Source organism: Paenibacillus sp. EB106-04-04-XG159, from assembly GCF_058791835.1.
Genome location: NZ_JBYTDY010000025.1, coordinates 35,165 through 58,795, shown reverse-complemented (window position 1 = coordinate 58,795; position 23,631 = coordinate 35,165). Strand labels below are relative to the sequence as shown.

The following is a 23,631-nucleotide window of genomic DNA, read 5'->3' as shown; positions in this document are numbered from 1 at the left end:
CATACCGAATCATCTCCCTTATCTACAGTTTAAAACACTGTATAGGAAGACTCCAGTTTAATTAGGGGGCCTAAGAGCAAAGTGCAACAATCTAGCTGTAAACCTAGCAAAATGACTCGATTTGAGGTGAAATGTTGTATGATGTACAACAATTTGAGCAAAATGAGTGATTTGCTTGCCGATTGTTGTATAAAGTACAACATTTGGGCCATGTTCCGGCGGTCGGTTTACAGCAGCAGCTCCGCAATACCCTCTTTCATCTCATAGTAACAAGTGTATTTACCTTGATCTACCGGGCGCAGCAGCCCTTTCTCGCCCATACCCTGAAGCCATTTGCGAGCTGTGCGGTAATTGGCTTTATAATGGTCGATGACGTCCTTGGGGCGAATGGGTCTGCCTAAATGCCAGGCTAATCGCAACACATCCTGCTCTGCAGATGAGACGGTGGATGTCGCCTGGTTTCGAATCAGATAGGGACTTATATTGAGCTGCAACAGCATGCGGCATACTTCGGGCCGGTGCTTCACGTCGTCAAAGGAAAAGTGAATCATCTTCCATCCCATTCCTGTAAGGAAGGTATCACGGTTCAAGGCATAGCTGAATGCCTCGCGATCCATGTCCTTAACGTGACTCTGGAACCCGTCGCATTCGATGCCGAATCGGCCAAACGACGGAAGAAAGGCGAAGTCTAGAAATTGTGATTTGCGATTCCAGTCGTATACCTCATACTCCGGGTGGAGATGATCCAAGTTGCCGAATAACGGCCACCATACATTCTGAAGCAGCAGCTTTTCGGCATATTGATGCCCCCTCAGCAGCCGACCCTTCCTTTCGCGACTCCGAGAGGCCAGATGGCGCTCAAGAAACACTTGATGAGCTTGCTCAAAGTTCAATCCTACTCCCTCCTTCTCATTAAAAACAAAAAAAACGCCCTAATGCCGAAAGGCATAAGGACGTTCTTCGTCTACAGTAATTATATCATCGCAAGTTCTAGTTACGCTATCCAATTGTATACCCGAAATAGTTCACTCGATGTTTTAATGGCATTTATGAATACTGCACTTACCACAATCTACCCTCGGCACTCATCCACAAATGCGCGGAACAGTCCGGCAGATCGGTCATCGTGCCTGTGCATCATCTCTGGATGCCATTGGACGCCTACGACGAAACGATCGCCTTTCTTCTCGATGCCTTCAATTATTCCGTCCTGAGCGACTGCGCTCACGCTAAAGTCTGGACCCGTCTCCTTCACAGCTTGATGGTGAAAGCTGTTGACGGGAATCGCATCTTCGCCGTATATGTCCATCAGTCGCGAGCCTTGCGACAAGGATACAGTTTGGACGGCGACATGCTTAGGAGAAACATGGGCATAGCCATGTTTGTCGCTGTCGGGGCGCTCGCTCGGCAAGTCTTGATACAGCTTGCCGCCCCCCGCCACATTCAGCAGCTGGCAGCCTCTGCAGATCGCGAGGATGGGCATATCATAATCCTGCAGCGCCTTCTTGACTACCGCGATTTCATGCGCATCGCGTGCAGCATTAACAGCGCCCAGCTTATCACTCTGCTGCTCGCCATAATAGCTCGGATCAACATCGGATCCGCCGGTGAGCAGCAGGCCGTCAAGCCGTTCAATCAGCGGATACAAGTACTCTGGACGCTCTGTCACAGGCAGAATGACAGGAGTTCCTCCCGCATGCTCAATCGCTTTGACATAATCATCATCTAGCTCTTGAATGAGTGAATCGTGGAGAGCCAATCCTTCGTCTCTCATTTCATCTGGACGTGCCGAACAATTAGCAGCTATGCCTATCAAAGGTCGCATCATGATTCCTCCATATATTCTTCTTCCTCCGCTATTCACTTAACACGAAGGACGTCATCCTACCAATGACCATCATAACAAGATATTCCATCTTTAACCAGTGCGAACAAGCGTGTATAATGAACAAAAAACCATATTTTGGGCGTGGGTCAAATGAATCAACTGAATCGAGAATAACGTTACTATCCGGAGGCGCCATGAAGAAGAATTGGCTTAATCGCTTGATCGTTTCCTACCTGCCTATTTTCATAATCATCAATTCACTTCTGATCTTTATCTTCTTCCTAGTTCTTAGCGATCAAGCTAAGAATCAAGCGTACAAAGCCAATCATGCTGCGGCTAGTCAGGTCATGCAATCTGTTGAATACAAGTTAGAATCGATTCATGAATTAGTCTTAAAGGAATTGCGCAGCAATGAGTACCTGAGGCCGTTTTTTAATGAGAGCATTCCGTCAAGCCCGCTTGTGAATGCCAAGGTGTCTTCCTTGCTGAATGGCATCATGCTGTCTAATAACCTGATTGACAGTATCTATTTCTATCGTGATTACGACGGAATGGTGCTGACGAACCGAATGATGATAGGCATCGACCAATTCGGCGATAAGGAATTCGCGTTAGCTGCATATCAAGATAAGAAGATGACCGAATGGACTTCTATTCGGGAGTACCACCCCATTAATGGGCAAGACAATGGCCCGCCTGTCGTATCGCTAGTAAGGAGATACCCCGTTCTTGCAGGCGACTCAGGTATTATCGTTGTGAACCTGGAAGCAGCTTCCCTGCAGAAGATGATAGACGGAATGACAGACAACTCATCCAGCTTTATGGATCTCTATGATCAGGATGGACGCCCATTTCTGGATAAGAAGCTTCAGTTCTCGGGAGTTGCTCATGCAGAGGAAGAGACGGGGACGTATAAGGTGATTTCTAACGTTGCATCCAGCACAATCGATTGGGAAATTAGGAGCGGTTATCGCAATGTTGATTTTCTCAGCATGGCGTCCATTGTCTACAATGTATGGGTGTGGCTGGGGGTTGCCACCATCTTGCTCGGCGCGGCTGCGGTCATCTTTCTTTCTAGACGAAATTACAAGCCGGTTGAACTTATTCTGCAGAGTCTAAATATGAGCCAGGTTCGTACACCAGAATCGAAGCGGGGAAAGAGAATCGATGAATTCAACCTCATTGCTTCGGCCATCCATGATCTGATTGAGCAATCGGACTCATATAAGAAGCGTCAGAATGAAGACCTTGCGTATCGACGCAAGCACTTCTTCAAAGAAATTATGGAGGGGACGCGTCCCGTAGGGCAGCAAGAGTGGAATCAGGAGATGTCGCGGCTCGGCTTGCGGACAGCAGGAGGAAGCATGGTTGTGGCTGCGATGGAGATTGACCGCTACTCCTTGTTCGCAAACGGCTATTCGCATCATGATCAGTATCTGTTAAAGTATGCGCTCTCGGCCATTATTCATGAAATAGCCGAGCAGGAAGGTGTACAAGCATGGTCGGAATGGATATCGAACAGGAGATTGGGCGTGCTGCTGCAATATGAGGCTAATACAATCAATCAGAGCTCGCTTGCCCATGACATAAGCGATCAAGTGCGGGATTGGGTGAAGGCGAACATGAACTTTACCGTCACCCTGGGCATCGGAAGCGCCGTCGATCGCATTGACGATCTCTCACTTTCATACGAGGAGGCGCAGCAAGCCCTAAAGTACAAGCCGGTGCTTGGCAGCGACACAACGATCTCTACTGCCGATGCCGAGCTTCAACCGCAAGGAGAACTATATCGACTGCTCCAGACGGTCCGCTCGCTGTCGCAGTCATTTCGGTTGAATGAGGAGCAGTGGAAGGAACAATATGAACAATTCTTCAACGGTTTGCGTGAAGGAGTATTCACACGCGACGATATAATCAATCTGTTGAACTACTTAACGTTCCATTTGCAGAAAGAGATGATGGAGCTGCCAGCTGAGTTTCAGCAGGTGTGGCGTACGGATGCAGAGAGTGGGCTTGCAGCGGCAACCGCCAGATTCGAGCTGCTGGAGGAGGTTCGGGACGAATACTTCGACATCCTGCTGGACGTGTCCGATCGATTGGCGGGTCTTAGGAAGCAGCGGCAGAACCATAGCCTTATTCAAGAGATCAAAGTGTATCTTGAGCATAACTACGGCAACCCAGACCTTTCATTGGATCATATCAGCCATCATTTTAGCCTGAATCCGAAATATTTCAGCCGCCTGTTCAAAGAAGAGTTCGGCGAGAAATTTACCGACTTCATCGCAAAGGTTCGCGTTCAGGAAGCGAAGAAAATGCTTATAGAGAGTGATGCTCCCGTGCATGTCATCGCATCTAAGGTCGGATATGTCCACACGCTCTCATTTATCCGAATGTTCAAGAAGATAACCAGTGTAACGCCGGGATACTTCCGAAGTGAGCATCAAGCCTCCCAAGTGGAACATTGAATATACCTAGAAAGTTGTATATGAAGGGATAGCCTAACACCGCGTCTAGAGCGTGATTGAGCCGATTCAATCCGCCTGCTGCGGTGTTTTTGCTGTGGATGGAATTTCGTATACGAAAAGAAGAAATGTGGATATTGTTCGATGTATCAAGAAGAAGGTAGATTGAGATGTACCATGTTGCATGAGGAGAGGGGGTGATAACAGCATGAATCAACGAACGGCGGAAGCGGCAAAGGGGCAGGTGTCCAACATGTATCCTAACGGGGCATTATTATCTCCAAGAAGAAAGCGGTTTCAACAGAATATCCCTTTGCTCATATTGTTCCTGCCCATTGTGCTCTACTTTGTAATCTTCAAATATGTTCCGATGCTTGGCTTAGTCATTGCATTTAAAGACTACGGCTTCAGGGACGGTATTCTCGGCAGTCCTTGGGTTGGGCTGGACAATTTCAAGCTGCTGTTCGACAACCCTATGATGCTTAATGTGATTCGGAACACGTTGATGCTTAGCTTACTGAATATATTTGTAGGCTTTCCGTTCCCGATCATACTTGCGATTCTGATTAATGAAGTCAGGAAATCCTGGTTTAAGAAATCAGTCCAGACCTTGGTGTATCTGCCCCACTTTCTGAACTGGGTCATTATTGGGGGCATCGTCGTCACCTTGTTTGCTCAACAAGCTGGGACGATTAATATGCTGCTCGAGAAGCTGACAGGATCCAAATTCCCATTTCTCTATAACGAATTGAGCTGGCTGTCCATTTACGTTGGCTCAGGAATATGGAAATCCGCAGGCTGGGGGGCCATTATCTACTTGGCGGCGTTATCCGGAATCAGTCCTGATCTATACGAGGCGGCGAGTATTGACGGCGCTTCAAAGTGGAGGCAGATGTGGCACATTACGCTGCCCGGTATACGTTCCACCATCGTGCTGGTCTTCATTTTGAGCATGGGAAATCTAATGGAGGTAGGCTTCGACCACGTCTACGTCCTGCAGAATTCAGCCGTTTCCAATGTCTCCGAGGTCATTAGTACCTGGAACTATAAGTCAGGCTTGCGTGGCAATCAATTCAGCATTGGCGCGGCGCTCGGTTTGTTTGAATCGCTAATTGGCCTCATATTTGTTATTGCTGCGAATCGGATCGCACGCAGATTCGGGCAAAATATATGGTAGGAGGAGAAGGATGAAGGCCACTAGAGGGGAAAAATGGTTTTACGCGTGTAACTATGCAATACTGTCCTTGCTTGCCATATCATGTCTGCTACCGATTATTCATCTCTTATCCGTTTCGCTAAGCTCAAATGATTCGGTAATTTCGGGGCTCGTGTCGTTCTGGCCTGTTGAATTCACATTCGATTCGTATAGTTTGCTGTTTGATGGTACGCCTATTATGCGTGCTTTCACGAACAGCGTGGTGATTACGATCGTAGGTACGATGATCAACATGACATTTACGATTATGGCTGCTTATCCGCTGTCACGAAAATATTTCTATGGTCGAAACTTTTTCAGTATGGCGATCGTCTTTACGATGCTGTTCAGTGCGGGGCTCATTCCAAACTTCCTGCTCATTCGATCGTTGGGACTGCTCGATAGCTATGGCGCGCTGTGGCTTCCTGGAATGGTAAGCGCTTGGAACCTGCTGGTACTGCGCTCTTTCTTTGAGAATATTCCTGAGGAGCTGGTAGAAGCCGCTCGTATAGACGGATGCTCGGAGTGGGGATTGCTATTCCGTATATTTCTACCGCTGTCTATGCCGGTTATTGCTGCGCTTTCCCTATTTTATGGAGTCGGACACTGGAACTCGTTCTTCAACGTGCTGATGTACATTAACGATTCTACCAGGCACAATCTATCGGTATTGGTTCAGAACATGATACAGAATCAGCAATTGTTGAATGAGATCAACAATCAGATGAACATGGGCAACACGAGTGAAGACTTAAGCAAGATTACTCCCCAATCCATTCGTGCTGCTGGAATTATGGTTATGGTTGTTCCTATGCTGGTTGTGTATCCGTTTCTACAGAAATTTTTTGTGAAAGGTATGCTGATAGGTTCTATTAAGGGATAGGATTTATATCCATATTATTCTATTATTGTTCTAGGGGGAGATAGGTGTGAAGTTGGGAAAATGGAGATCAATCGGGGTATCTACATTAGCAGCACTTCTGGTTATGAGCGTGCTCTTGTCGGCCTGCTCGGGAAATACGTCAACCAGCAGCAATAATAATACGAACAGCAATAATGCGGGGGAAAGTGATAAGAAACCAGCGGCACCTGAGAAAAACGAGAAAAAGCCTAAGATCACCGTATCGATTTATGATCGCGGACTTGTTCCTCCGGGTGAAGGGGACTATACCAAGAACCGTTGGACGGAATGGATTAATGAAAACTCACCAGTTGAAGTTGAATTTATCCCGGTACCGCGAACTGGGGAAGTCGAGAAGTTCAATACGCTGTTTGCTTCCAACTCTGCGCCGGACCTTATTATGACATATGCGCAGGGTTATCGTAACGATCTATACAGCTCCAAGCAGGTTATGGCGATGGATGAAATCATTGATAAGCACAGCACCAACTACAAGCAGATGATGGAGAAGTATCCGCTGCTTAAGAAGCTGGGCTACAAGAATGATGGAAAAATATACGAGCTTGGCCGTGTAACAGGCCTACAGCAGAATACAACAGTTGTAATCCGCGAGGATTGGTTGAAGAAGCTGAATCTGGAGATGCCGAAGACAACGGATGACCTGCTTAACGTCATGAAGGCGTTCACTGAGCAGGATCCGGATGGCAACAATAAGAACGACACTTTTGGTTATAATCTAAGCGGCAGCGGCGGCGGTGTTATTAATGCGATCTTCGGCAACAATACGTGGCATTTTGATCAGAATGGCGCGTTGTACCACGATTTCGAGCGTGCTGAGGCAGCAACGGCCTTCAAGAAGCAGATGTATGAAGCTGGAGTCGTGGACAAGGATTTCTTGACGGACAAGGGCGGCGAGAAGGCGAAGCAAGACTGGGTAAATGGCAAGCTGGGCATCTACGCCGCAACAAAGACTACGTCTGATCTGCCGCTATATCAAACGCTTAAGAAGAATAATCCGGATGCGAAGATGGCACCAATGCCGCTGCCGAAAGGACCTTTTGGACAGTTTAGCCCTGAGGTTGATACACCGGCAGGATCGGTTGCGATGGTAAACGCGAGCGCAGAGAACCCGGAGGCGGTCATCAAGTTTGTAGATTGGCTGATCTCTGAGCCAGTGCTGCGCACGTTGAAGTATGGATTTGAAGGCGAACACTGGAAGATGGGGCCGAGCGGATGTCCGATTCCGATAGACCCTGAGAAGAACAAGAAGGAGCTCGACTGGAATTATGAATACTGGACACTGTTCGGCAACACGATACTGTTGGGTAAGTGTGGAAGCCTAATTGGCAGCTTCGATTTAAGCGACCCGCTGCAGAAGGAGCTTACAGATATCTACGCGGAGGGGGACAAGGCATTCCTCGATCCAAGCAGACCAGTATATAAGGATGTAGCCTTCATGCCGGCATTGCCTAAGGATCTTCAGCTTATCAGCACGAACGGCTTCAGTTATAGAGATCTATACGAGAAAGCCATCGTCAGCGGACCTGAGTATACGGCGGAGCAGGCGAGCAAGGAAGCCAAGGACATATGGGAGAAAGCCGGCGGCTTGAAGGTTAATGAATATTACACGAAGTATTACGCAGATAACAAAGACAAAGTGTACATGGCCAAGATTGACGCTTATAAATAAAAGGTAATGAACGTGAAGAAGCACAAGGGCATCAGCTGCCCTTGTGTTTTTTGTGTTGAATGATCATGCAGAGCACCACGTATTAATCCAACATGACCTCTTTGTCAGGGTCTCTAAGATACTCGAACATCATCTTGATCTGCGCTTCGGTGTTGCGCTCATAGGAAAGCTCGGGAAGAGCATCCTCCCCGAAGAATTCGACAGCGCTCGTTTCGACACCGCTATGCGCTTCACCGCCGACGATTCTGCATAGGATGAACATTTTATAGATGTGATAGAGGTCTGGAGGGTGGTTATGACGCTTCTTATCCAGCACAGCCAGCAAACGAATGGGCTCGACCACATAACCGGATTCCTCTTGTGCTTCCTTGACCGCAACTTCGGAAGGCGTATACCCGATATCTGCCCAACCCCCGGGCAGCGACCATGCACCGTCCAGCTTCTCGCGAACCAGCAGAATCTTATTATCCTGAAATACAACAGCTCGAACATCCACTTTCGGTGTCGCGTATCCGGTATCGCTGGCAAAGGCAAGCTCAATCTTCTCGCTGCTAATAGAGCCTAAGGTGTATGCGGATAGGATCTCGACGCTCATCTGTCTAAGCTCTTCATAACGCTCGGCATCATATACATCCTTCGTATAGGTTAGACCAGTCTGAGCGATGGCCTGGATCTGCTTAGCCCACGTTAACCATTTTGGATCCATAGACATAGATTATCTCTCCTCCTCTTGCAGCAGACGTATGAATTGTTCCGTGCTCGTAAATATCCGATTGGGTGCGGTCTCGAAGTTGGCGCTCTGAACGGTAGGCAGCCAGTGAACGCCATATGTGCGCACTCCCGCAGCTAGCCCGGCTCTAATATCAGCGTTGCTGTCACCGAGAAACATGGCTTCCTCCTTACTAACGCCAAATGTATGTAACGCCGTTAATATGCCCTCTGGATGCGGCTTGGGCTGCTCGACGTCATCCCCTGTAATGGACAGGTCGAAGTAGTCGGACTGTTCGAGCGCTTCAGACGAGATGATAAAGGACTTGCGGCTCTTTCCGGTGATGACTCCAATCTTGATTCCTTTATCCTTCAGATAGGTTAATAGATTGCTAATGTCCTGAACCTTCATTGCATCATCCTGGTGACCTTGGCGGTACAGCTCATAATAGACCTCAATCGCTTGAGGTACGGTTGATACGTCACTGAAATTGTTCGCTATTATCTCATCATCGGTCGGTCCGAACATGTCTATTAGCTCACTCACGGTCACCTTTCGTCCGTCATACTTGTCAAATACCGCTTGAAACGCTTGAAATGCAATTGGCAATGTGTCCGCTAGTGTGCCGTCATAGTCAAACAATACAACCTTGGGAAGCATGTGGTCACTCTCCTGTTTCGTGCGTAATATGTCTCCATTATACTGCAGCATAGGTCTGTACATGTGTTATCAGGTGCTCAATTCAACTGTGAGTTGAGACGGAAGTGCTGCTGTTCTATGAATGGGTGATATCTTTTTGTGTTGTAATTATATACCATTATAGCAGCGGGTAAATGGAAAGGGTGAGGGTGAATATGAATTACAGCAGGAAGCTGGATTCAGCTCCTATTCCTATTGCCTATAGCATCTATGGTAAACTAGAAGGGAAAATGGATACCGATTGGCAAGGAGATATAGGATGATGAAGCTGATATCTTGGAACGTTAATGGGCTGCGTGCCTGTGTGACGAAGGGATTTTATGATTATTTTAAGGAACAGGACGCAGACATCTTCTGCGTTCAGGAGACCAAGCTGCAGGAAGGACAGATTGCTCTTGAAATAGGTGACGAATACTCACAGTATTGGAACTACGCCGTTAAGAAAGGCTATTCTGGAACCGCGGTATTCACTAGAATCAAGCCATTATCGGTGCGTTATGGCATAGAAGAGAACGAGGAGCCGGAAGGTCGTATTCTGACACTAGAATTCGACGGCTTCTATCTCGTGAACGTGTACACGCCGAATGCGAAGCGGGACTTGTCCCGACTGGATTATCGCTTGGAGTGGGAGGATCGATTCCGGAATTACCTTCAGCAGCTGGACAGCCAGAAGCCGGTTATCGTCTGCGGAGATCTAAATGTGGCTCATCAGGAGATTGACCTGAAGAATCCGAAGTCGAATGAAGGCAATTCAGGCTTTACCTTCGAAGAGCGCGGCAAGATGACGGAGCTTCTGGGAGCAGGCTTCATCGACTCGTTTAGACATCTATACCCCGATCGAACTGACACCTACAGCTGGTGGTCGTACATGGCTAAGGTAAGAGAGCGCAACATCGGATGGAGAATTGACTATTTTCTTATCTCTTCACGGCTCGCGTCGCTGGTATCGGATGCGGAGATTCATACTGAGATAATGGGAAGCGATCACTGTCCGGTTGTGTTGAAGATTGACGATATCCAATAGCCAAACTCATATCATACACCAAAGAACCTTCAATCCACTCAAACGTGAGGGTGAAGGTTCTTTGAAGTGCCTTGATCTATCTCTACTTCAGTTTTGCGTAATAAGGAAGCAGGTTGAATTTGTCGAAGTTCTTATCTTCCGCAAGCGTGATCTTAATATTCCCATTCTCGATCTTGAATTGAGCCTGAACTTCTTCTTGGCTGGAACGATTGATGATGACAATGTCTGCCGAACCATCCTCACGCATCTCAAATACTTTGGATTCCCAGTTGATAATAAATGCATGCATATCCTTCTGTTGTTGGCTGTCATCGTAATAGGTATTCGTTTTCGTGTACATTCCTTTGACGATCTTGAACATCTTATCCTTGAGCGCTTCTATACGGAAGTTCGATGAGATGTATTCATCCACATCTTTGCGATCTCGATTAACATCGAACTCCGATTTCCACTCGCCTACTACGTCCATATTGGAATAGCTTCTAGTCGGTTCCTTCTCTGTTGGTGGAGCAGTTGGTGTCGTTGTGATAGGGGGAGCCTTAGGAGTGATGATCTCGATCGTCTGTGTCTCCGGTACCCAATTTACTTCACTGCCTAGATTCTCCGCGATGTATCGAAGCGGGACGTAAGTAGTGCCTTGATATATAAAGGAGGGCTTGTCCGGCATAGCAGAGGCTTCGTTGATCTTCACATCCTTGACACCGAATAGGACTTCAATCATTTGAGTGGATGAGGCAGCTGCCGCTCCAATTGAGCCGAACAGGATCCCTCCAACAAGGAATCCCACAGTGAATCTTAATTTCTTCATTCCAACATCTCCTTATTATAAATGATGCCACAAGGGAGTTAATCCATGATGTCAGCAGATTTATAGAAGCTAATGTAAAACCTAACGATTCATATACTCTGTCAGGTGACGTGTGTTAACGAAACCTAGGCGTCGATATGATCACTTTAAACAGGCATTCGATAATAATCTGTCGCTGAGACAACCTGGAATCCTGCCGATATATACAATTGATAAGCCCGTTCATTAGCGCTGTTCACGTCAAGGACAATATCTGCAATGTTCTTATTCGTTAATTCTTGAATTACTTCATAAAGCGCGGCTCTGCCTAATCCCTTGCCCTGAAGGGTTGGGTCAATCCCGAAGCCATTGATGGACGCGGATTGTTCCACATAGGTGATCGATACGATGCCCGCATATTGATCGCCATGCATGATTGCATATTGCGTACGGTTGGCAGCATTCATCGTATTAGTTATAAATGATGCGGCAGACTCAATGCTCTCTTCAAAGATGGTACTGGATAAATGAACGAGACTGTTTAGAGCCTCCTCAGAAGCCACCTTCAAACGAACTGCATAAGGAGAGAGAGGATTAGAATATATCGGCTCCCCCTTGTACTTCAGTGAATACTCTGTAAATTGATAGGCGGCTGGCAGTCTATTCATGAGCTGCTTAGCAGGAGCGGCTTGAGAGTCGCATACGAGCAGCAAGCTCGGTATACGGTAGAGTGTGAGCTGCTCTCTAGCCTTTGTCAGCAGTGAGCTGAAGTATCCTTGCTGCCTATAGTCAGGCAGTGTGCAGCCGGTAACTTCTGCTTCTTCCTTCGTAGGGATAAACAGCTTAATAAAGCTTACAAGTTGCTGCTGTTCATAATAAAGATAGTAAGAAGGAATATGCTTATCGATATTGAGAGAATTATCGAGAGAGAGACGGACAGATGGATCAATTGCTTGGCAGCAGCGCTCCAGCTGTTGGATGTCTTGTATGATGTCAGGATCAAGTTCATTCAGCATGAGAATCAAGGAATTTTCACACCTTTCACTAACAAGTTATAGGATTATCCCGGAATATTGGAAAGCGGATGTTAAGTAAAATGACAATTGGATCGCATTGGTTGAAACAATCGCTGCTCCTTATACGTATGATGAGAATGGTGCGATATAACAGATTAGATGAATATGAATGCTGTACCTGTAGCATAGCTTAAACATGAACAAAATTTAAGCCTATTTTCAGCATGATTTTACATAAATTGATCATACTAATCTTATCTCTTTATGAAATGAGGTGTCACAAGGATGAAATGGACTACGACATCGGCTGTTGCTTGGTCAACAGCTATAATGCTGCTGCTTGCGTCTCCGACATCGACATCGGCACTTGAAGTGACAGAGAAGACAATTGCGACGCTGCCAGAGGCGAAGGTCGTGATGGCTGGAGTAAATGATCGCAAGAACGGTGAGCCGTCTCAATTGCTATCGATGCTGCCAACAGGCGACATGATGAAACCGAGCACATCTGAAGATAAATCCCGAGCTGATGCAAAGGCGAAGTGGGAGGAACTGCAGAAGGATCCAGAGCTGCAGAAGATGCAAACCGAGATGAAGGAGCTTCGCAGCCAGATGCGAGAGCTGCGTGAGAAGCGTTTGCTGCTTGTCGCCAAAAAATTGGGTATATCGACGGAAGGGAAGACGCTTGAGCAGATTCGTGACGAAGTTCATCTGAAGATGGGTGGAAAAAAACACCTGTTCCACGGGAAACATGTCAATAAAGAGGACCGTGCGCAGCGTATGAAAGATTGGTCTACCCAGAACGGTGCGCAGATGGATGGGATCACTGCTGAGGAATTAAAAGCTAAGATGCAGGAATGGAGAGCTCAACAGGGTGAGCAGAGCTCTCGACAATAGCACGAATACTAGCTGAAGTGAGGCATGTCCACAGGTCTAAGGGACATGCCTTTATCATTTGAATTGTTTCACGGACAAGGCTAATCATAACATTCGATATTACTCTCGAAGTTTGAAGGGTTGACGATTGCCATGCCGTCTTATAGTCAATTAAGCATAGCGAAGGCGCTCATTGCAGCATTACACATTAAAAAACCCGACAGGCTGCATTAGGCATCCTACCGGGTTAATCTACTAAATCTGTTGAACTACTATTCAGTTGCCATATACTTGTATTGCTCGTCGCTCAAGATGCGCTTAGCACCCACATAGCGGTTCTCATAGTAATCCATGCTCAAGCTGTCGATGCGAGTTCCCTTGCTTGTGGAAGCATGAGCAAATTTGTTGTCACCAACGTAAATACCTACGTGAGAAATACCTTTTCCGCTAGTATTAAAGAATACTAGATCTCCAGGACGAAGGTCGCTCTTCTTTACTTTAGTACCTTCATCATACATCGAAGAGGATGTGCGAGGAAGATCAACTTCGTATTTGTCGAATACGTATCCTACGAATCCAGAGCAGTCAAAGCCTTTTGTTGTTGTGCCGCCGTACTTGTAATCAATACCTAACAAACCATCAATCGTAGTGTCCATCTTAGTTGCCGCGAATGCGCTTCCAGTTCCGATAGAGAATAGCAAGCTCATTGCAACAGCTGCAGTGACAAGCTTCTTTTTCAATTTAATATACCCCTTCCGTGCCTGCGAGGTTAGCTGGAGGGTTCGGTTGAAGGTCTCCCTATGATCTCTGCATAAGCAAGATCAATTCACCCAAAATACTTGGTTCCCCCGTTTCCCGGATGTGTACGGGAATTCGGCATAATAAGATCACATCTGAGTCCGATGCTTTTAATTACAATCTTGAAAGAACTGAGAATGGTTTCATGACAAAGTTGTAATAAATCCTGAACTTATTTTAACAGAATGTAATTCATTTGACAAACTGTTTTTGTCCCTAAAATAAAAAAACTTGTCCCTATCCGCGAAAAAAGCGGGTAAGACAAGTTTTTTTTGCTATATACGTGATCTATTTCTGATACAGTATCAGCTATATGATTTAGAGGTGTTCCTGATGCTGCCAAGCTGCGTAACGGCTAGAAAGGCTCCATAGCTTCAGCAGAGTTTGCAGTGCTGGAAAGGCCTGTTGGAGGATAAGGGCAGTCATCCCTGTCCAGAACATAGCGGCTGTTGTAATCATTGCGCCAGAGAGAGCTGTGATCAGGATGAATGTGAGCGATATTCCGATAACGGGCAGAATACGGCGTATGCCCCATTTCATGGCCTGAAGAAGCGGCATCTCCGTCGCCGCGCCGAATTGCAGGAACAAGAACAGGTGATGCAGAAGCCACCCTCCAATGATCCAGCCGAAGGCGATCGGTAGAACATTCATCAGCATGGACTGCCAGTTTAGGGAAGTCGCCAGCGTCTCTGCCAGATAAGGAACGATCCAATAAGAGGGAGCCAATAGCACGACCGTTTCGATTAGATACAATAAGGATACCGGCTTCCATACCGCGGCAATACCTCGAAAGAAGGTTAGACTGGATTCTGATCGATGATTGGCCATGGTATACAGCAGCCCAGCGTGAATTAATGGAGTCAACAGCATCCGAAGTGCGATAAATCCGATAATAGCCCACAGATAAGGGGTATAGGTTGATGTTTTGGTTAATTGGAATTGGCTCTCCAGCATAAAGATTTGATTGCTCATCTCAGACGGCGCTGGATCGGGATATCGTTTCAATATCGGAACAACGATAGAATCAATAAACCGATAGAGGAAGAATCCCCACAATAGATGGTATAGGAACAGAAGTACCCAGATATAAACATGATTCACGATCCAATCCCATCCCGTACGAAAATGTGGTTTCATGCGACGATCACCACCCCAATACATTCGTAATCAGTTCGATCCACTTGACTGCTGACCAATTTACACGCGTTCGGACAGGTTCATCTACTTGAGCGCGCATATAATTGTTAACATGTTTATTTTCGACGACAATGGTATAGAGTGGGTCAACCATAACCCAGCTCAGTGGTGAAAGATGTGTCAGCTTGTACTGAATGCGATCACCCTCGACTTGCCATACTTTCCGAGTCGTCGAGCCGTCCTTGAATCCAAATACGACCGGAACAGTAGGATAATCCGCTCCAAGCTTCTGAATGCTGACGGTCGATTCATACTTCACAGAATCTTTAGCTTGCACAGTGTGAGTTTCAATGCTCTCAACCGCAAAGTCAGCCATCTCTTGACCATATACATACTGATTGAAGAAGTCGGTCCATTTCTGTTTCGTCACCGATTCGACTACGCGTTGGAAGTCCGTAGTGGAAGGATGCTTAAAGCGGTATTTGTTGAAATAAGTCTTCAAGATGCGCTGCATCTTCTTTTCCCCTACCTGCTTCTCCATTGCGAGCAGTACTAGCTTAGCGCGATAGTATACATTCTCAGCATAATGATTCTGATCCTTGTATCGCCATGCATCCTGCTTCAATGGGGCAGGGTTCGTCATAAAACTTGACACGACAGCCAGGTTCGGTGAGACACCGAACTCTTCCTCCATCAGCTTGTCTTCCGCATATGAAGTAAAGCCTTCGTCAAGCCATGCCTCCTCGAATTCATTAGAGGCTACCATGCCGTAGAAATATTGATGTCCTATCTCATGAATAACCGTGCGCTCCAGATCATATCCAGGACTGTTGTCTCCAGCGCCGAAGGCTGTTACCAGCGTAGGGTATTCCATTCCACCTGCACCGTTAGCCTCCATCGGCGGCACGACAATCGATAGTGTGGAATAAGGATATTCACCATACCATTGGCTGAACTTGTTGAGAGCGGTCTTAGCTGCAAAGAAGTAACGTTCCTTTAGATCAGCATGCTTCGGATCGAGATACAGCTTGATCTTCACCCCTGGAACTTGTTCGGAGGAAAATGGCTGTTCAGCATATACGAAGTTAGGCGACGCTGCCCAAGCAAAGTCGTGCACATCGTCTGCGTAGAACTGGTATACCTTTACGCCGTTCGCGCTATTCGGTGTCTTAACCGGGAATCCGGTCGCAGCGACAATATAATTGTCAGGCACTTGCACACGAACATTGAAGATCCCGAAGTCCGAGTAGAATTCTGAATTGCCGTGATACTGATGCATATTCCAGCCTTCTTGCGATCTTCCTCGTACGCCGGCCTTCTCATAGGCTGCAATCTTCGGGAACCATTGACCCGCCATGACGAAGTTGTCGGTCATCCCCATTCGGGCAAATACCTTTGGGAGCTTCACTTCAAACTTCATCACTAACGTTATCTCGCCGCCAGCTTTGACCGGTTGAGTTAGCCTGAGCTTGGTGAGAGTCTTATCCTTCGTATTGCCATCGTCCGGGTGCACATATTCCAGTCTGTTTAGCAGCGACATTCCATCTACGGTCTCAATGGAAGTAATATTCATCCCGCCGTATCCATGTTCCGGCATCTTGTCCGTCCGGAGCTTGCCGCCGGACTCCTTCATAAATGTTGAATCTGAGGAGGCAAATGCATTCGGATACAGATGCAGATACATCTCGTTCACTGTTTTCTTCCCCGGATTCGTCCAAGTGACCGTCTGTGACCCGTAAAGAGTCTTAGTGGTCTCGTCCAATCGAACATTAATGTGGTACTCCGATATGCGTTCACTTCGCGCCTCATACTGAGGGGGCTCTACCTTCTGCGGCACTGCAGGCTCGTCTGCTTTAGGAGCGCCTTGCTTCACTTCCGGCCCGATTGAAGGCAAGGGTTCGCTCGGCCATAGCCGCGGAACAATTATGAGTCCTGCTGCGAGGATTACGATGGCGTAGAGGATTGTGCGATAGGCATTGCTTCGTCTCATCCGATTCTTACCTCCCGTTGACAAGCATCTACAGCATGTATATGTTGGCTTTTTGCGGAATATTAGCTAAAATGAAAATGAATTTGATTCCGGTTCTATATTGGTCGGATGACGTATATGGTACGGATCCGACTGAAGCGGGGACAAGGAAGGAGCCTGTGGTAATGGAAGAAGAAAAGAAGATGAAGAAGCCGCTGGCGTTGAATGTCATAGCTGGCGCAAAGCATAAAGGGTTCGGTGCAGGAAGCATCGACTTAAATAACGTTTCACCCGTCATTATTGATCAAGGGGAGGCGTATATCGATATTGGAGCGATGCACGCGAAGAGTAAGGTGGAGAAATTAATTCGCTTCTCGCCTGATAAGGACACGGTACCGAATGGACGCAAGTGCTGGATCGTCTGGGTAGCTGTGGACCGTGACGAGAATGGCGCGTTCTACGGCGGTATGACCGCATGTGAGATGCTGATTGATACCGAAGCAAGACGTGGCTGGAAGATTCTCGCTGACCATGTCAACAAGATGGACGCTGCTATGAAGCGTCGCGTCATCTTGGAAGGTTTAAGTGCTGAAGAAAAGGCGCTGCTGCGTGACCTCCTGCAGTCTCACAACAGCGAATGGTGGGATCGTACACCAGAAGAATTCAAGGCGGAGCTAGCATAAGCTAGTTTATTTAGGTGAGATCATGAAATGCAGATAAAGACCTGCAACCTCTTGTGGAGGATGCAGGTCTTTTTTTTTTATCGAAATAGGCACCTTCGTCATATGTATGTAATATAATCTAACATATAAATTACAGAATAACTAATAATATTGGTTGGGTGAACCTGATTTTGCGATTTTATTTAATGATTAGGGCTAAAAACATCTTTTATATAACATTTCAGCCCTTTTCATGTTATATATATTTACATGAAATAAAATATTGTCTACAATACATCGTATCAAGAAATATACACCACCGTTAAATAACGGATGTTATAAAGGAGATGGGTCACATGGAGTTAGGTACAAGCGCAATATGGACGATGTTGGGTGCAATACTGGTAATCTTCATGCAATGCGGTTTTATTATGCTGGAAGCCGGTTCGGCCCAGATGAAAAATGCAGGTCATATTGCAGGTAAGACCTTATTAACCGTAGGTATTGCATCGTTAGTATTTTGGGCAGTTGGTTATGCATTCATTTTCGGTTCACAAGGCAATTCATTTATCGGTTGGGGAGATTACTTTGGATTCGATCTCAAGACTGTGCCAGAGGGTGCAACAGTGGCCCCGACTGTTATGTTCTTGTTCCAATTGGCATTTGCGGCAATTTCGATGTCGATTGCATTCGGCGGGTTTGCGGAGCGTGCTAAGCTGTCGGCTTACCTGATCTTTGCAGTATTGTTCTCCGCGCTCATCTATCCTGTTGTAGCGCATTGGGTATGGGGCGGCGGATGGCTGGCGGAGCATGGCAAGCAGGACTTTGCAGGCTCCACAGTTGTTCACTTAACTGGTGCGATGGCAGCTTTAGCTGCAACGATATTACTGAAGCCTCGTCTGGGCAAGTTCAACAGGGCGGGGAAGCCAAACGAGATTCCAGGTCACAATCAAGTGTTTACGACACTTGGCGTTATGCTGCTGTGGATTGGCTGGTTCGGCTTTAACGCAGGTAGTACGATTACGGTTGGGGACGGAAGCTTCTTCGGCTTTATTGCAGTCAACACGCAAATGGCTGCTGCGGCAGCGGCAGTGGCTGCCTTTATTATTTCGTGGCTGTTCATGGGTAAGGCAGATATTCCAACTATGTTAAATGGCGCGCTAGCAGGTCTCGTTGCGATAACGGCATCCTGTGCATTCGTAGAAACTTGGGCAGCGATTGTAATTGGTTTGATTGCGGGAATCATCGTATTCTTCAGTATGAAAATGTTTGATAAGCTCGGCATCGATGACCCGATCTATTGCTTGTCCGTACACGGAGTAGCGGGGGTATGGGGGACGCTGTCCACAGGCTTCTTCGCAACACCAGAACTAGTTGAGAAAGTAGGCATAGGTAAACCGGGTCTATTGTACGGTGGCGGGTTTGAGCAATTAGGTGTGCAGGCTATGGGTGTTGTAGTATGTGGTCTGTTTGCATTTGCGGCTTCCTACATTATATTGGCGATTATTAAAGCAGCCATCGGAATCCGTGTGACTGAAGAAGAGGAACTGGTTGGCCTCGACATGAGTGAGCATGGATCATACGGATATCCTGAACAAATGAGAAAGCTGACGCCAAATGTACAATTGAGAAGTTAGTAGTTAGAAATGGGTTTGCCCATCAGTCGCTCGTGTGCGGCGGAGGTGCAAACTCATTTTTGTGTGCGATGTTGTTCTGTTCTGTATATGTCTCCGAGAGCGTCTGACTATTATCCCATGCACTCAGGTGGAATGCAGCGCACTGGCTTGGCAAGGAGTGCATCGAAAAATAGCTTCATCTATGGAAACACGTATGTAAACACACATGGAAACACATGTGGAAATACATGTGGAAATACTTATGGAACACTCATGGAAACACGTATGGAAACATGGTACACGCTTCTCAGGACGTCTGACTATTATCCCCATGGCTCAGGAGCAGTACATATTGTATTCTCAACTGATTTACTAAAATTACTGGGTACTTGCAATGCTAATTCTGAAAGTCAGGATCATAATCTGCAGGATGGATCATCGTTCCAGTGAATGGTGACCGTCGAGTTTATCATGATCTACATCATGAAGATATTACGCACATTGAAATGAACATATGGGTATTTTGCATCTATACAGTGAACGAGAATGATTAAGCTGCGAATCTGATAGTAGCATTAGAGTTGTGCCTGGAGAGGGTAGCATAATGAGTGGACATGGATATGCCAATTAATCGTTCCCATGAAGAATAATGCCCAGATACTGCGTTGGAACGGAAGCAGAATTCATCTAAATAACGCTGCAAATATTTCGGCCCAATGCCATGGAAGGTGTCGATCATCCATCTGCGGGCTTGTTGAAACACTTTTTTCAAATAATGAAATCGATTCGTTCTAAAAGGCTGTTGGATAATCGTTATTCTGGAGATGTCTGTGTAGGTATGCAGATCAATGAAATTGTCGCAGGCGATATTACGCAAAGACTTCCCATATATATGCTGTCGATCAACGGTCTTAATCTTGAGGCAGGTGATCTGCTCATGTGTAGTTATAGCTGCTGCAATGATAAGTGGATGTTCATGTGAATGAAGTTCCAATGATGTAGGATAAAGGGGCTTGCCGTGAAAGGACACGATACCTTGAACGGTTCCTTCGAGTGGCTGATCTGCATCTGCTGAGCTGATAACTGCTCGAATCTTATGAAGCAAGGACCAAGCAGTCTTATATGTAACTTGAATGATGGAGCTAAGCTGAACAGCATTTATGTTATGCTGGGCTACCAGCCATATTGCCGTGATCCACTTCTTCAATGAAGTACGGCTGCGTTCCATGATTGTATCTGCTGTCAGTGAAGTTTGATGTTGGCAGGCGCAGCACTCGTAGAGGGGAAGTTTCCGTGTGCTAATGACATAGGCGTGTGAGTGTTGGCATCGTGGGCACTGGAATCCATGGGGCCATTTAATACTATATAAATAGGAAACACAAGCTTGTTCATCAGAAAAATGTTGAGATAACTCCTCTAACGTATTCCACGACTCTCGGTTCTCTACAGACATAAATCGCACCTCTTTATCGAATGTATGTTCCTGTACGAGTTCATTATAGCAAACAAATGTTCGCAATTCAACTATTTTATTGTAAAATATTGTAGACAATTCTCTGTAAATACATTGATGGAACTTATATAAGATGCGATAGGGTAGGGCATGTAAGGAAACCTGAGTGAATGGGAGAATAGCGAGAGGGTGCAGCAAGGGACATATAGTAAAGAAAGGGTGTAGCAGGACAATTCTACGAAAGAGTTATGCAGGACAGCACCATGGAAGAGTGTTGCAGGACAGCACCATGGAAGAGTGGACCCCTGTCGATAGATAGGATGCATCCTGAGCGAGTGGGAGAATAGTGAGATGGCCTGCAGAGGGGATACAGCCCCGAAACTCATATCGCGATACGATGTGGTGGATAGGTGCGGTCGTATTCAGAGCAGTACTTCGGTCTAATGGTTGAATGTCAAAGAGCGGTCAGTCTCAGGGGGCTGATCGCTCTTTGCACTATCTTCACTGCTTAGTCGATGATTCTTATCCAACAAACTGAAGCAACTACGAAGACTTTCTTCGATATTCAGTTGGGGACAAGCCAACATACTTTTTGAATGTTGTTGTAAACGTTGAAGAATTCGCATATCCCACACGTTCACCAATATCAGATACCGCGGATCCAGTATTTTTCAGCAGAACTTTAGCATGATGGATTCTGACTTTATTCAAGTGCTCCACGAAGTTAACGCCGAAAGTCTTCGTAAAGTAGTTCGAAAAATACTTAGGTGTTGTATTGAACTCCTCAGCCATGTGATCAAGATATAGATTATCTGCATAATGAATCTCGATATACTGGATGATCTCCTCAGCGTTTAGCTTGCTGGTTTGAGGCTGTTTTCTCTTTGCCGTCACATGACGCACTAGCTCTAAGAGATAGTCACGCAGCTCAAAATATGTAATCGAGTGTTCCGTCATCAGATTATGAATACGATTCTGAGCTGCATTCCACTGGGGATTTCGTTCGGAATCTTCTAGATGCTTCGTAATATGATAGGCAAAGATCTTGGCGATTAGCAGCAGCTGTTCATAGTGAATATTCTCCTCTATGTTGCGCTCAAGCACCTCGTTAACGATCTGCGCAGCTTCGGCCTCATTTCCACTCAGTATGCGGTTAGACAGCCTCTCGAGTGCATCCGGCGGCAAGTGCATCTTATTCGTCCATGTTATGGCTGCTATATCAATGACGGATGAATGGATCTGAATATTGCGATAAGCCATGCCGTTCTTAAGATCCAGACTTGCCTGATGCAGATGCTGAATCTTAGAGGAATAACCTTGGCTAACGGTTACGAGCAGGGAGCCGTTCAGCACAAGCTCTCGATTCAAGCGTTCGACATGCTTCCTTAGCCCAGCAAGCATCTCCTTGCGTTCAGCCAGCTTACTCAAGCCGATAATAGCGATAAATCGCATGTTGTCCCTATAGAATATCTGAATATCCGGGAATGCGTTTCTCATCTCGGTCAGCAATTGATCATAAGCAGCTTCGATGCGCTGGTCGTCATGTTGCTGGTTAGTCTTAGGATGAGGAAAATGAATAGACACGAGTACAAAGTAATTTTTCACAAATAAGTCAGGATAGAAGTTGCGCAGTGCCTTATCCAATTCTGGGTTATGGACATATTCATCCAAGGACTGAATAAATAAGTCTCTCCGAACCATATCCCGCACGATATTGGATTGATCAATAAGCGCCTGATTGTTCTGCTGCAGCTGTACGATATTCTGATAAATGTGCGGGAAGCTGTTGCGGTTGTTCTTATGATCTCCGAATAGATTCGTGATGCGATTAATCGGACGATACAAGAAGAAGCTCAAGATCGCAGACAGCAGCACTCCGCATATGATGGTGATCAGCATAATATAAGTATTTGCGTTGGTCACGCTCTTCATATCGTTGAACCGGTACGGCATCTTATGAACATAAATAAAACCGTTAAGCGGAGATTTAGAGATGTTGTATTCATAATCTTTGTTCTGCAGGGTCTTCTCTCTTCCTTGGTCTAAATAAAGATCATCCAGTATATCGACCAGCATTAAATTCTTCTCTGTGCTCAGGATAACATTCTTATGTTGATCCAGGACGATTAAGTGTGAGCCCTGCATCATGGCCTTTTGATTTACATGTTCAAGCAGCTTGTTAACATCGACGAAGACTAGGATATTTTTGTTCGACATGCGGATCTTCTGATTGACGGCGAATGCGATCAGCCTCTTGCTGCTCTGCTGGTAGGGGTTAGTCTTATCTAGATAGATTTGCTCGGGTACGACAGTGACATTTTGAAGCGATGCAATATAAGACTTCCAGTAGTCTCCCGTGTACAATAGGTGATTGTACTTCTTAGACATCAACGTCTGAAAGTCTATCGTGCCTAAAGTAGTAACTGCAAGATTAGAATCCTGATAGTACACAATGACCTCTTCGATATAATTGTTAGTCGATGTTAGGGCGTTTAGATTCTTCTGCAGAGCGTACATGTTATACATCTTGTCTCCCTCGGAGCTGCCCTCCGCAGAGTTGATGTAATTCTCCTGCAGCATCAATATCGAAAAGATAAGATTGTTCATATCCCGAAAGCTATTGTTGAAGGATTGAATAATGTTGTCGACTACCAATCGGTTGTTTGCGCTTACATGTGTGTACACTTCAGAGATCGAGTTCTTAAAGACCAAATAGTTAGAGGTAAACATGATGACAACGATCAACATAAGGGCAAAAAATATGTTCAGAAGGCTCTTGTTCATGATCATTTTCAGAAACACGCAGGACACA

General features: G+C 46.2%; 19 protein-coding genes, 1 pseudogene and 1 riboswitch. Of the genes and pseudogenes, 8 read left to right on the top strand and 12 right to left on the bottom strand.

The genetic code is table 11. From position 1 onward, the window contains the following. Positions 1-227: 227 nt before the first annotated feature. Together AC3WTP_RS21740 and AC3WTP_RS21735 are read right to left on the bottom strand one after the other, a co-directional pair. Positions 228-893 carry a hypothetical protein gene (locus AC3WTP_RS21740; protein WP_492396712.1) on the bottom strand — a complete coding sequence of 222 codons (666 nt, stop codon included), beginning with the start codon at positions 891-893 and terminating at the stop codon, positions 228-230. A 179-nt stretch (positions 894-1,072) separates the two neighbouring features. After that, a complete protein-coding gene (locus AC3WTP_RS21735) occupies positions 1,073-1,828 on the bottom strand; it encodes a gamma-glutamyl-gamma-aminobutyrate hydrolase family protein (protein WP_492396711.1) in 756 nt (251 codons plus the stop codon). A gap of 194 nt (positions 1,829-2,022) precedes the next feature. Here AC3WTP_RS21735 and AC3WTP_RS21730 point away from each other — a divergent pair, with 194 nt between their 5' ends. The 4 genes from AC3WTP_RS21730 (at position 2,023) to AC3WTP_RS21715 (ending at position 8,076) form a co-directional block, all read left to right on the top strand. Further along, positions 2,023-4,293: a helix-turn-helix domain-containing protein gene (locus AC3WTP_RS21730; RefSeq protein ID WP_492396710.1), complete on the top strand. Its 2,271-nt coding sequence runs from the start codon at positions 2,023-2,025 to the stop codon at positions 4,291-4,293. Positions 4,294-4,543: 250 nt separating this feature from the next. After that, positions 4,544-5,467 carry an ABC transporter permease gene (locus AC3WTP_RS21725; RefSeq protein WP_492396719.1) on the top strand — a complete coding sequence of 308 codons (924 nt, stop codon included), beginning with the start codon at positions 4,544-4,546 and terminating at the stop codon, positions 5,465-5,467. Between the two features lie 10 nt (positions 5,468-5,477). Then, positions 5,478-6,368, top strand: a complete 891-nt coding sequence (locus AC3WTP_RS21720; protein ID WP_492396709.1) for a carbohydrate ABC transporter permease — start codon at positions 5,478-5,480, stop codon at positions 6,366-6,368. 46 nt (positions 6,369-6,414) lie between these two features. Further along, positions 6,415-8,076: an extracellular solute-binding protein gene (locus AC3WTP_RS21715; RefSeq protein WP_492396708.1), complete on the top strand. Its 1,662-nt coding sequence runs from the start codon at positions 6,415-6,417 to the stop codon at positions 8,074-8,076. Positions 8,077-8,158: 82 nt separating this feature from the next. On the opposite strand, the gene AC3WTP_RS21710 is transcribed toward AC3WTP_RS21715, so the two are convergent. Both AC3WTP_RS21710 and AC3WTP_RS21705 read right to left on the bottom strand, forming a co-directional pair. After that, on the bottom strand, positions 8,159-8,782 hold the full coding sequence (locus tag AC3WTP_RS21710; RefSeq protein WP_492396718.1) for an NUDIX hydrolase: 624 nt from the start codon (positions 8,780-8,782) through the stop codon (positions 8,159-8,161). Positions 8,783-8,791: 9 nt separating this feature from the next. Continuing rightward, entirely contained in the window at positions 8,792-9,445 is a 654-nt protein-coding gene (locus AC3WTP_RS21705; RefSeq protein ID WP_492396707.1) for an HAD family hydrolase, read from the bottom strand. A 301-nt stretch (positions 9,446-9,746) separates the two neighbouring features. On the opposite strand from AC3WTP_RS21705, the gene AC3WTP_RS21700 reads away from it, so the two are divergent. Continuing rightward, the gene (locus AC3WTP_RS21700) at positions 9,747-10,508 is read left to right on the top strand and encodes an exodeoxyribonuclease III (protein WP_492396717.1); all 762 of its coding nucleotides are present in this window, start codon (positions 9,747-9,749) and stop codon (positions 10,506-10,508) included. An 82-nt stretch (positions 10,509-10,590) separates the two neighbouring features. Here the strand turns inward: AC3WTP_RS21700 and AC3WTP_RS21695 are convergent, their stop codons facing one another. Then, positions 10,591-11,316, bottom strand: a complete 726-nt coding sequence (locus tag AC3WTP_RS21695; protein WP_492396706.1) for a stalk domain-containing protein — start codon at positions 11,314-11,316, stop codon at positions 10,591-10,593. Between the two features lie 146 nt (positions 11,317-11,462). Beyond that, the gene (locus AC3WTP_RS21690) at positions 11,463-12,311 is read right to left on the bottom strand and encodes a GNAT family N-acetyltransferase (RefSeq protein WP_492396716.1); all 849 of its coding nucleotides are present in this window, start codon (positions 12,309-12,311) and stop codon (positions 11,463-11,465) included. 285 nt (positions 12,312-12,596) lie between these two features. Here AC3WTP_RS21690 and AC3WTP_RS21685 point away from each other — a divergent pair, with 285 nt between their 5' ends. Beyond that, positions 12,597-13,205 carry a hypothetical protein gene (locus AC3WTP_RS21685; protein WP_492396705.1) on the top strand — a complete coding sequence of 203 codons (609 nt, stop codon included), beginning with the start codon at positions 12,597-12,599 and terminating at the stop codon, positions 13,203-13,205. 251 nt (positions 13,206-13,456) lie between these two features. On the opposite strand, the gene AC3WTP_RS21680 is transcribed toward AC3WTP_RS21685, so the two are convergent. The 3 genes from AC3WTP_RS21680 to AC3WTP_RS21670 form a co-directional block, all read right to left on the bottom strand. Continuing rightward, positions 13,457-13,924: a C40 family peptidase gene (locus tag AC3WTP_RS21680; RefSeq protein WP_492396704.1), complete on the bottom strand. Its 468-nt coding sequence runs from the start codon at positions 13,922-13,924 to the stop codon at positions 13,457-13,459. 4 nt (positions 13,925-13,928) lie between these two features. Continuing rightward, positions 13,929-14,073: riboswitch (cyclic di-AMP (ydaO/yuaA leader) on the bottom strand. A 227-nt stretch (positions 14,074-14,300) separates the two neighbouring features. Next, positions 14,301-15,119, bottom strand: coding sequence for a carbamoyl transferase (locus tag AC3WTP_RS21675; protein ID WP_492396703.1), 819 nt, complete (start codon positions 15,117-15,119; stop codon positions 14,301-14,303). 7 nt (positions 15,120-15,126) lie between these two features. Then, positions 15,127-17,109 (bottom strand): M1 family metallopeptidase, encoded by a 1,983-nt coding sequence (locus AC3WTP_RS21670; protein WP_492396702.1) that lies wholly within the window; start codon positions 17,107-17,109, stop codon positions 15,127-15,129. Positions 17,110-17,273: 164 nt separating this feature from the next. On the opposite strand from AC3WTP_RS21670, the gene AC3WTP_RS21665 reads away from it, so the two are divergent. Together AC3WTP_RS21665 and AC3WTP_RS21660 are read left to right on the top strand one after the other, a co-directional pair. After that, positions 17,274-17,771 carry a YwhD family protein gene (locus AC3WTP_RS21665; RefSeq protein WP_492396701.1) on the top strand — a complete coding sequence of 166 codons (498 nt, stop codon included), beginning with the start codon at positions 17,274-17,276 and terminating at the stop codon, positions 17,769-17,771. A 335-nt stretch (positions 17,772-18,106) separates the two neighbouring features. After that, positions 18,107-19,387: an ammonium transporter gene (locus tag AC3WTP_RS21660; RefSeq protein WP_492396700.1), complete on the top strand. Its 1,281-nt coding sequence runs from the start codon at positions 18,107-18,109 to the stop codon at positions 19,385-19,387. A 529-nt stretch (positions 19,388-19,916) separates the two neighbouring features. On the opposite strand, the gene AC3WTP_RS21655 is transcribed toward AC3WTP_RS21660, so the two are convergent. The 3 genes and pseudogenes from AC3WTP_RS21655 to AC3WTP_RS21645 all read right to left on the bottom strand — a co-directional run bounded on the left by AC3WTP_RS21655 (position 19,917) and on the right by AC3WTP_RS21645 (position 23,621). Further along, positions 19,917-20,594 (bottom strand): transposase, encoded by a 678-nt coding sequence (locus AC3WTP_RS21655; RefSeq protein WP_492396715.1) that lies wholly within the window; start codon positions 20,592-20,594, stop codon positions 19,917-19,919. Between the two features lie 36 nt (positions 20,595-20,630). Further along, positions 20,631-20,819: pseudogene (locus tag AC3WTP_RS21650) on the bottom strand (transposase family protein); the annotation flags it as partial. Positions 20,820-21,362: 543 nt separating this feature from the next. Next, positions 21,363-23,621: an AraC family transcriptional regulator gene (locus AC3WTP_RS21645; RefSeq protein ID WP_492396699.1), complete on the bottom strand. Its 2,259-nt coding sequence runs from the start codon at positions 23,619-23,621 to the stop codon at positions 21,363-21,365. Between the last annotated feature and the right edge of the window lie 10 nt (positions 23,622-23,631).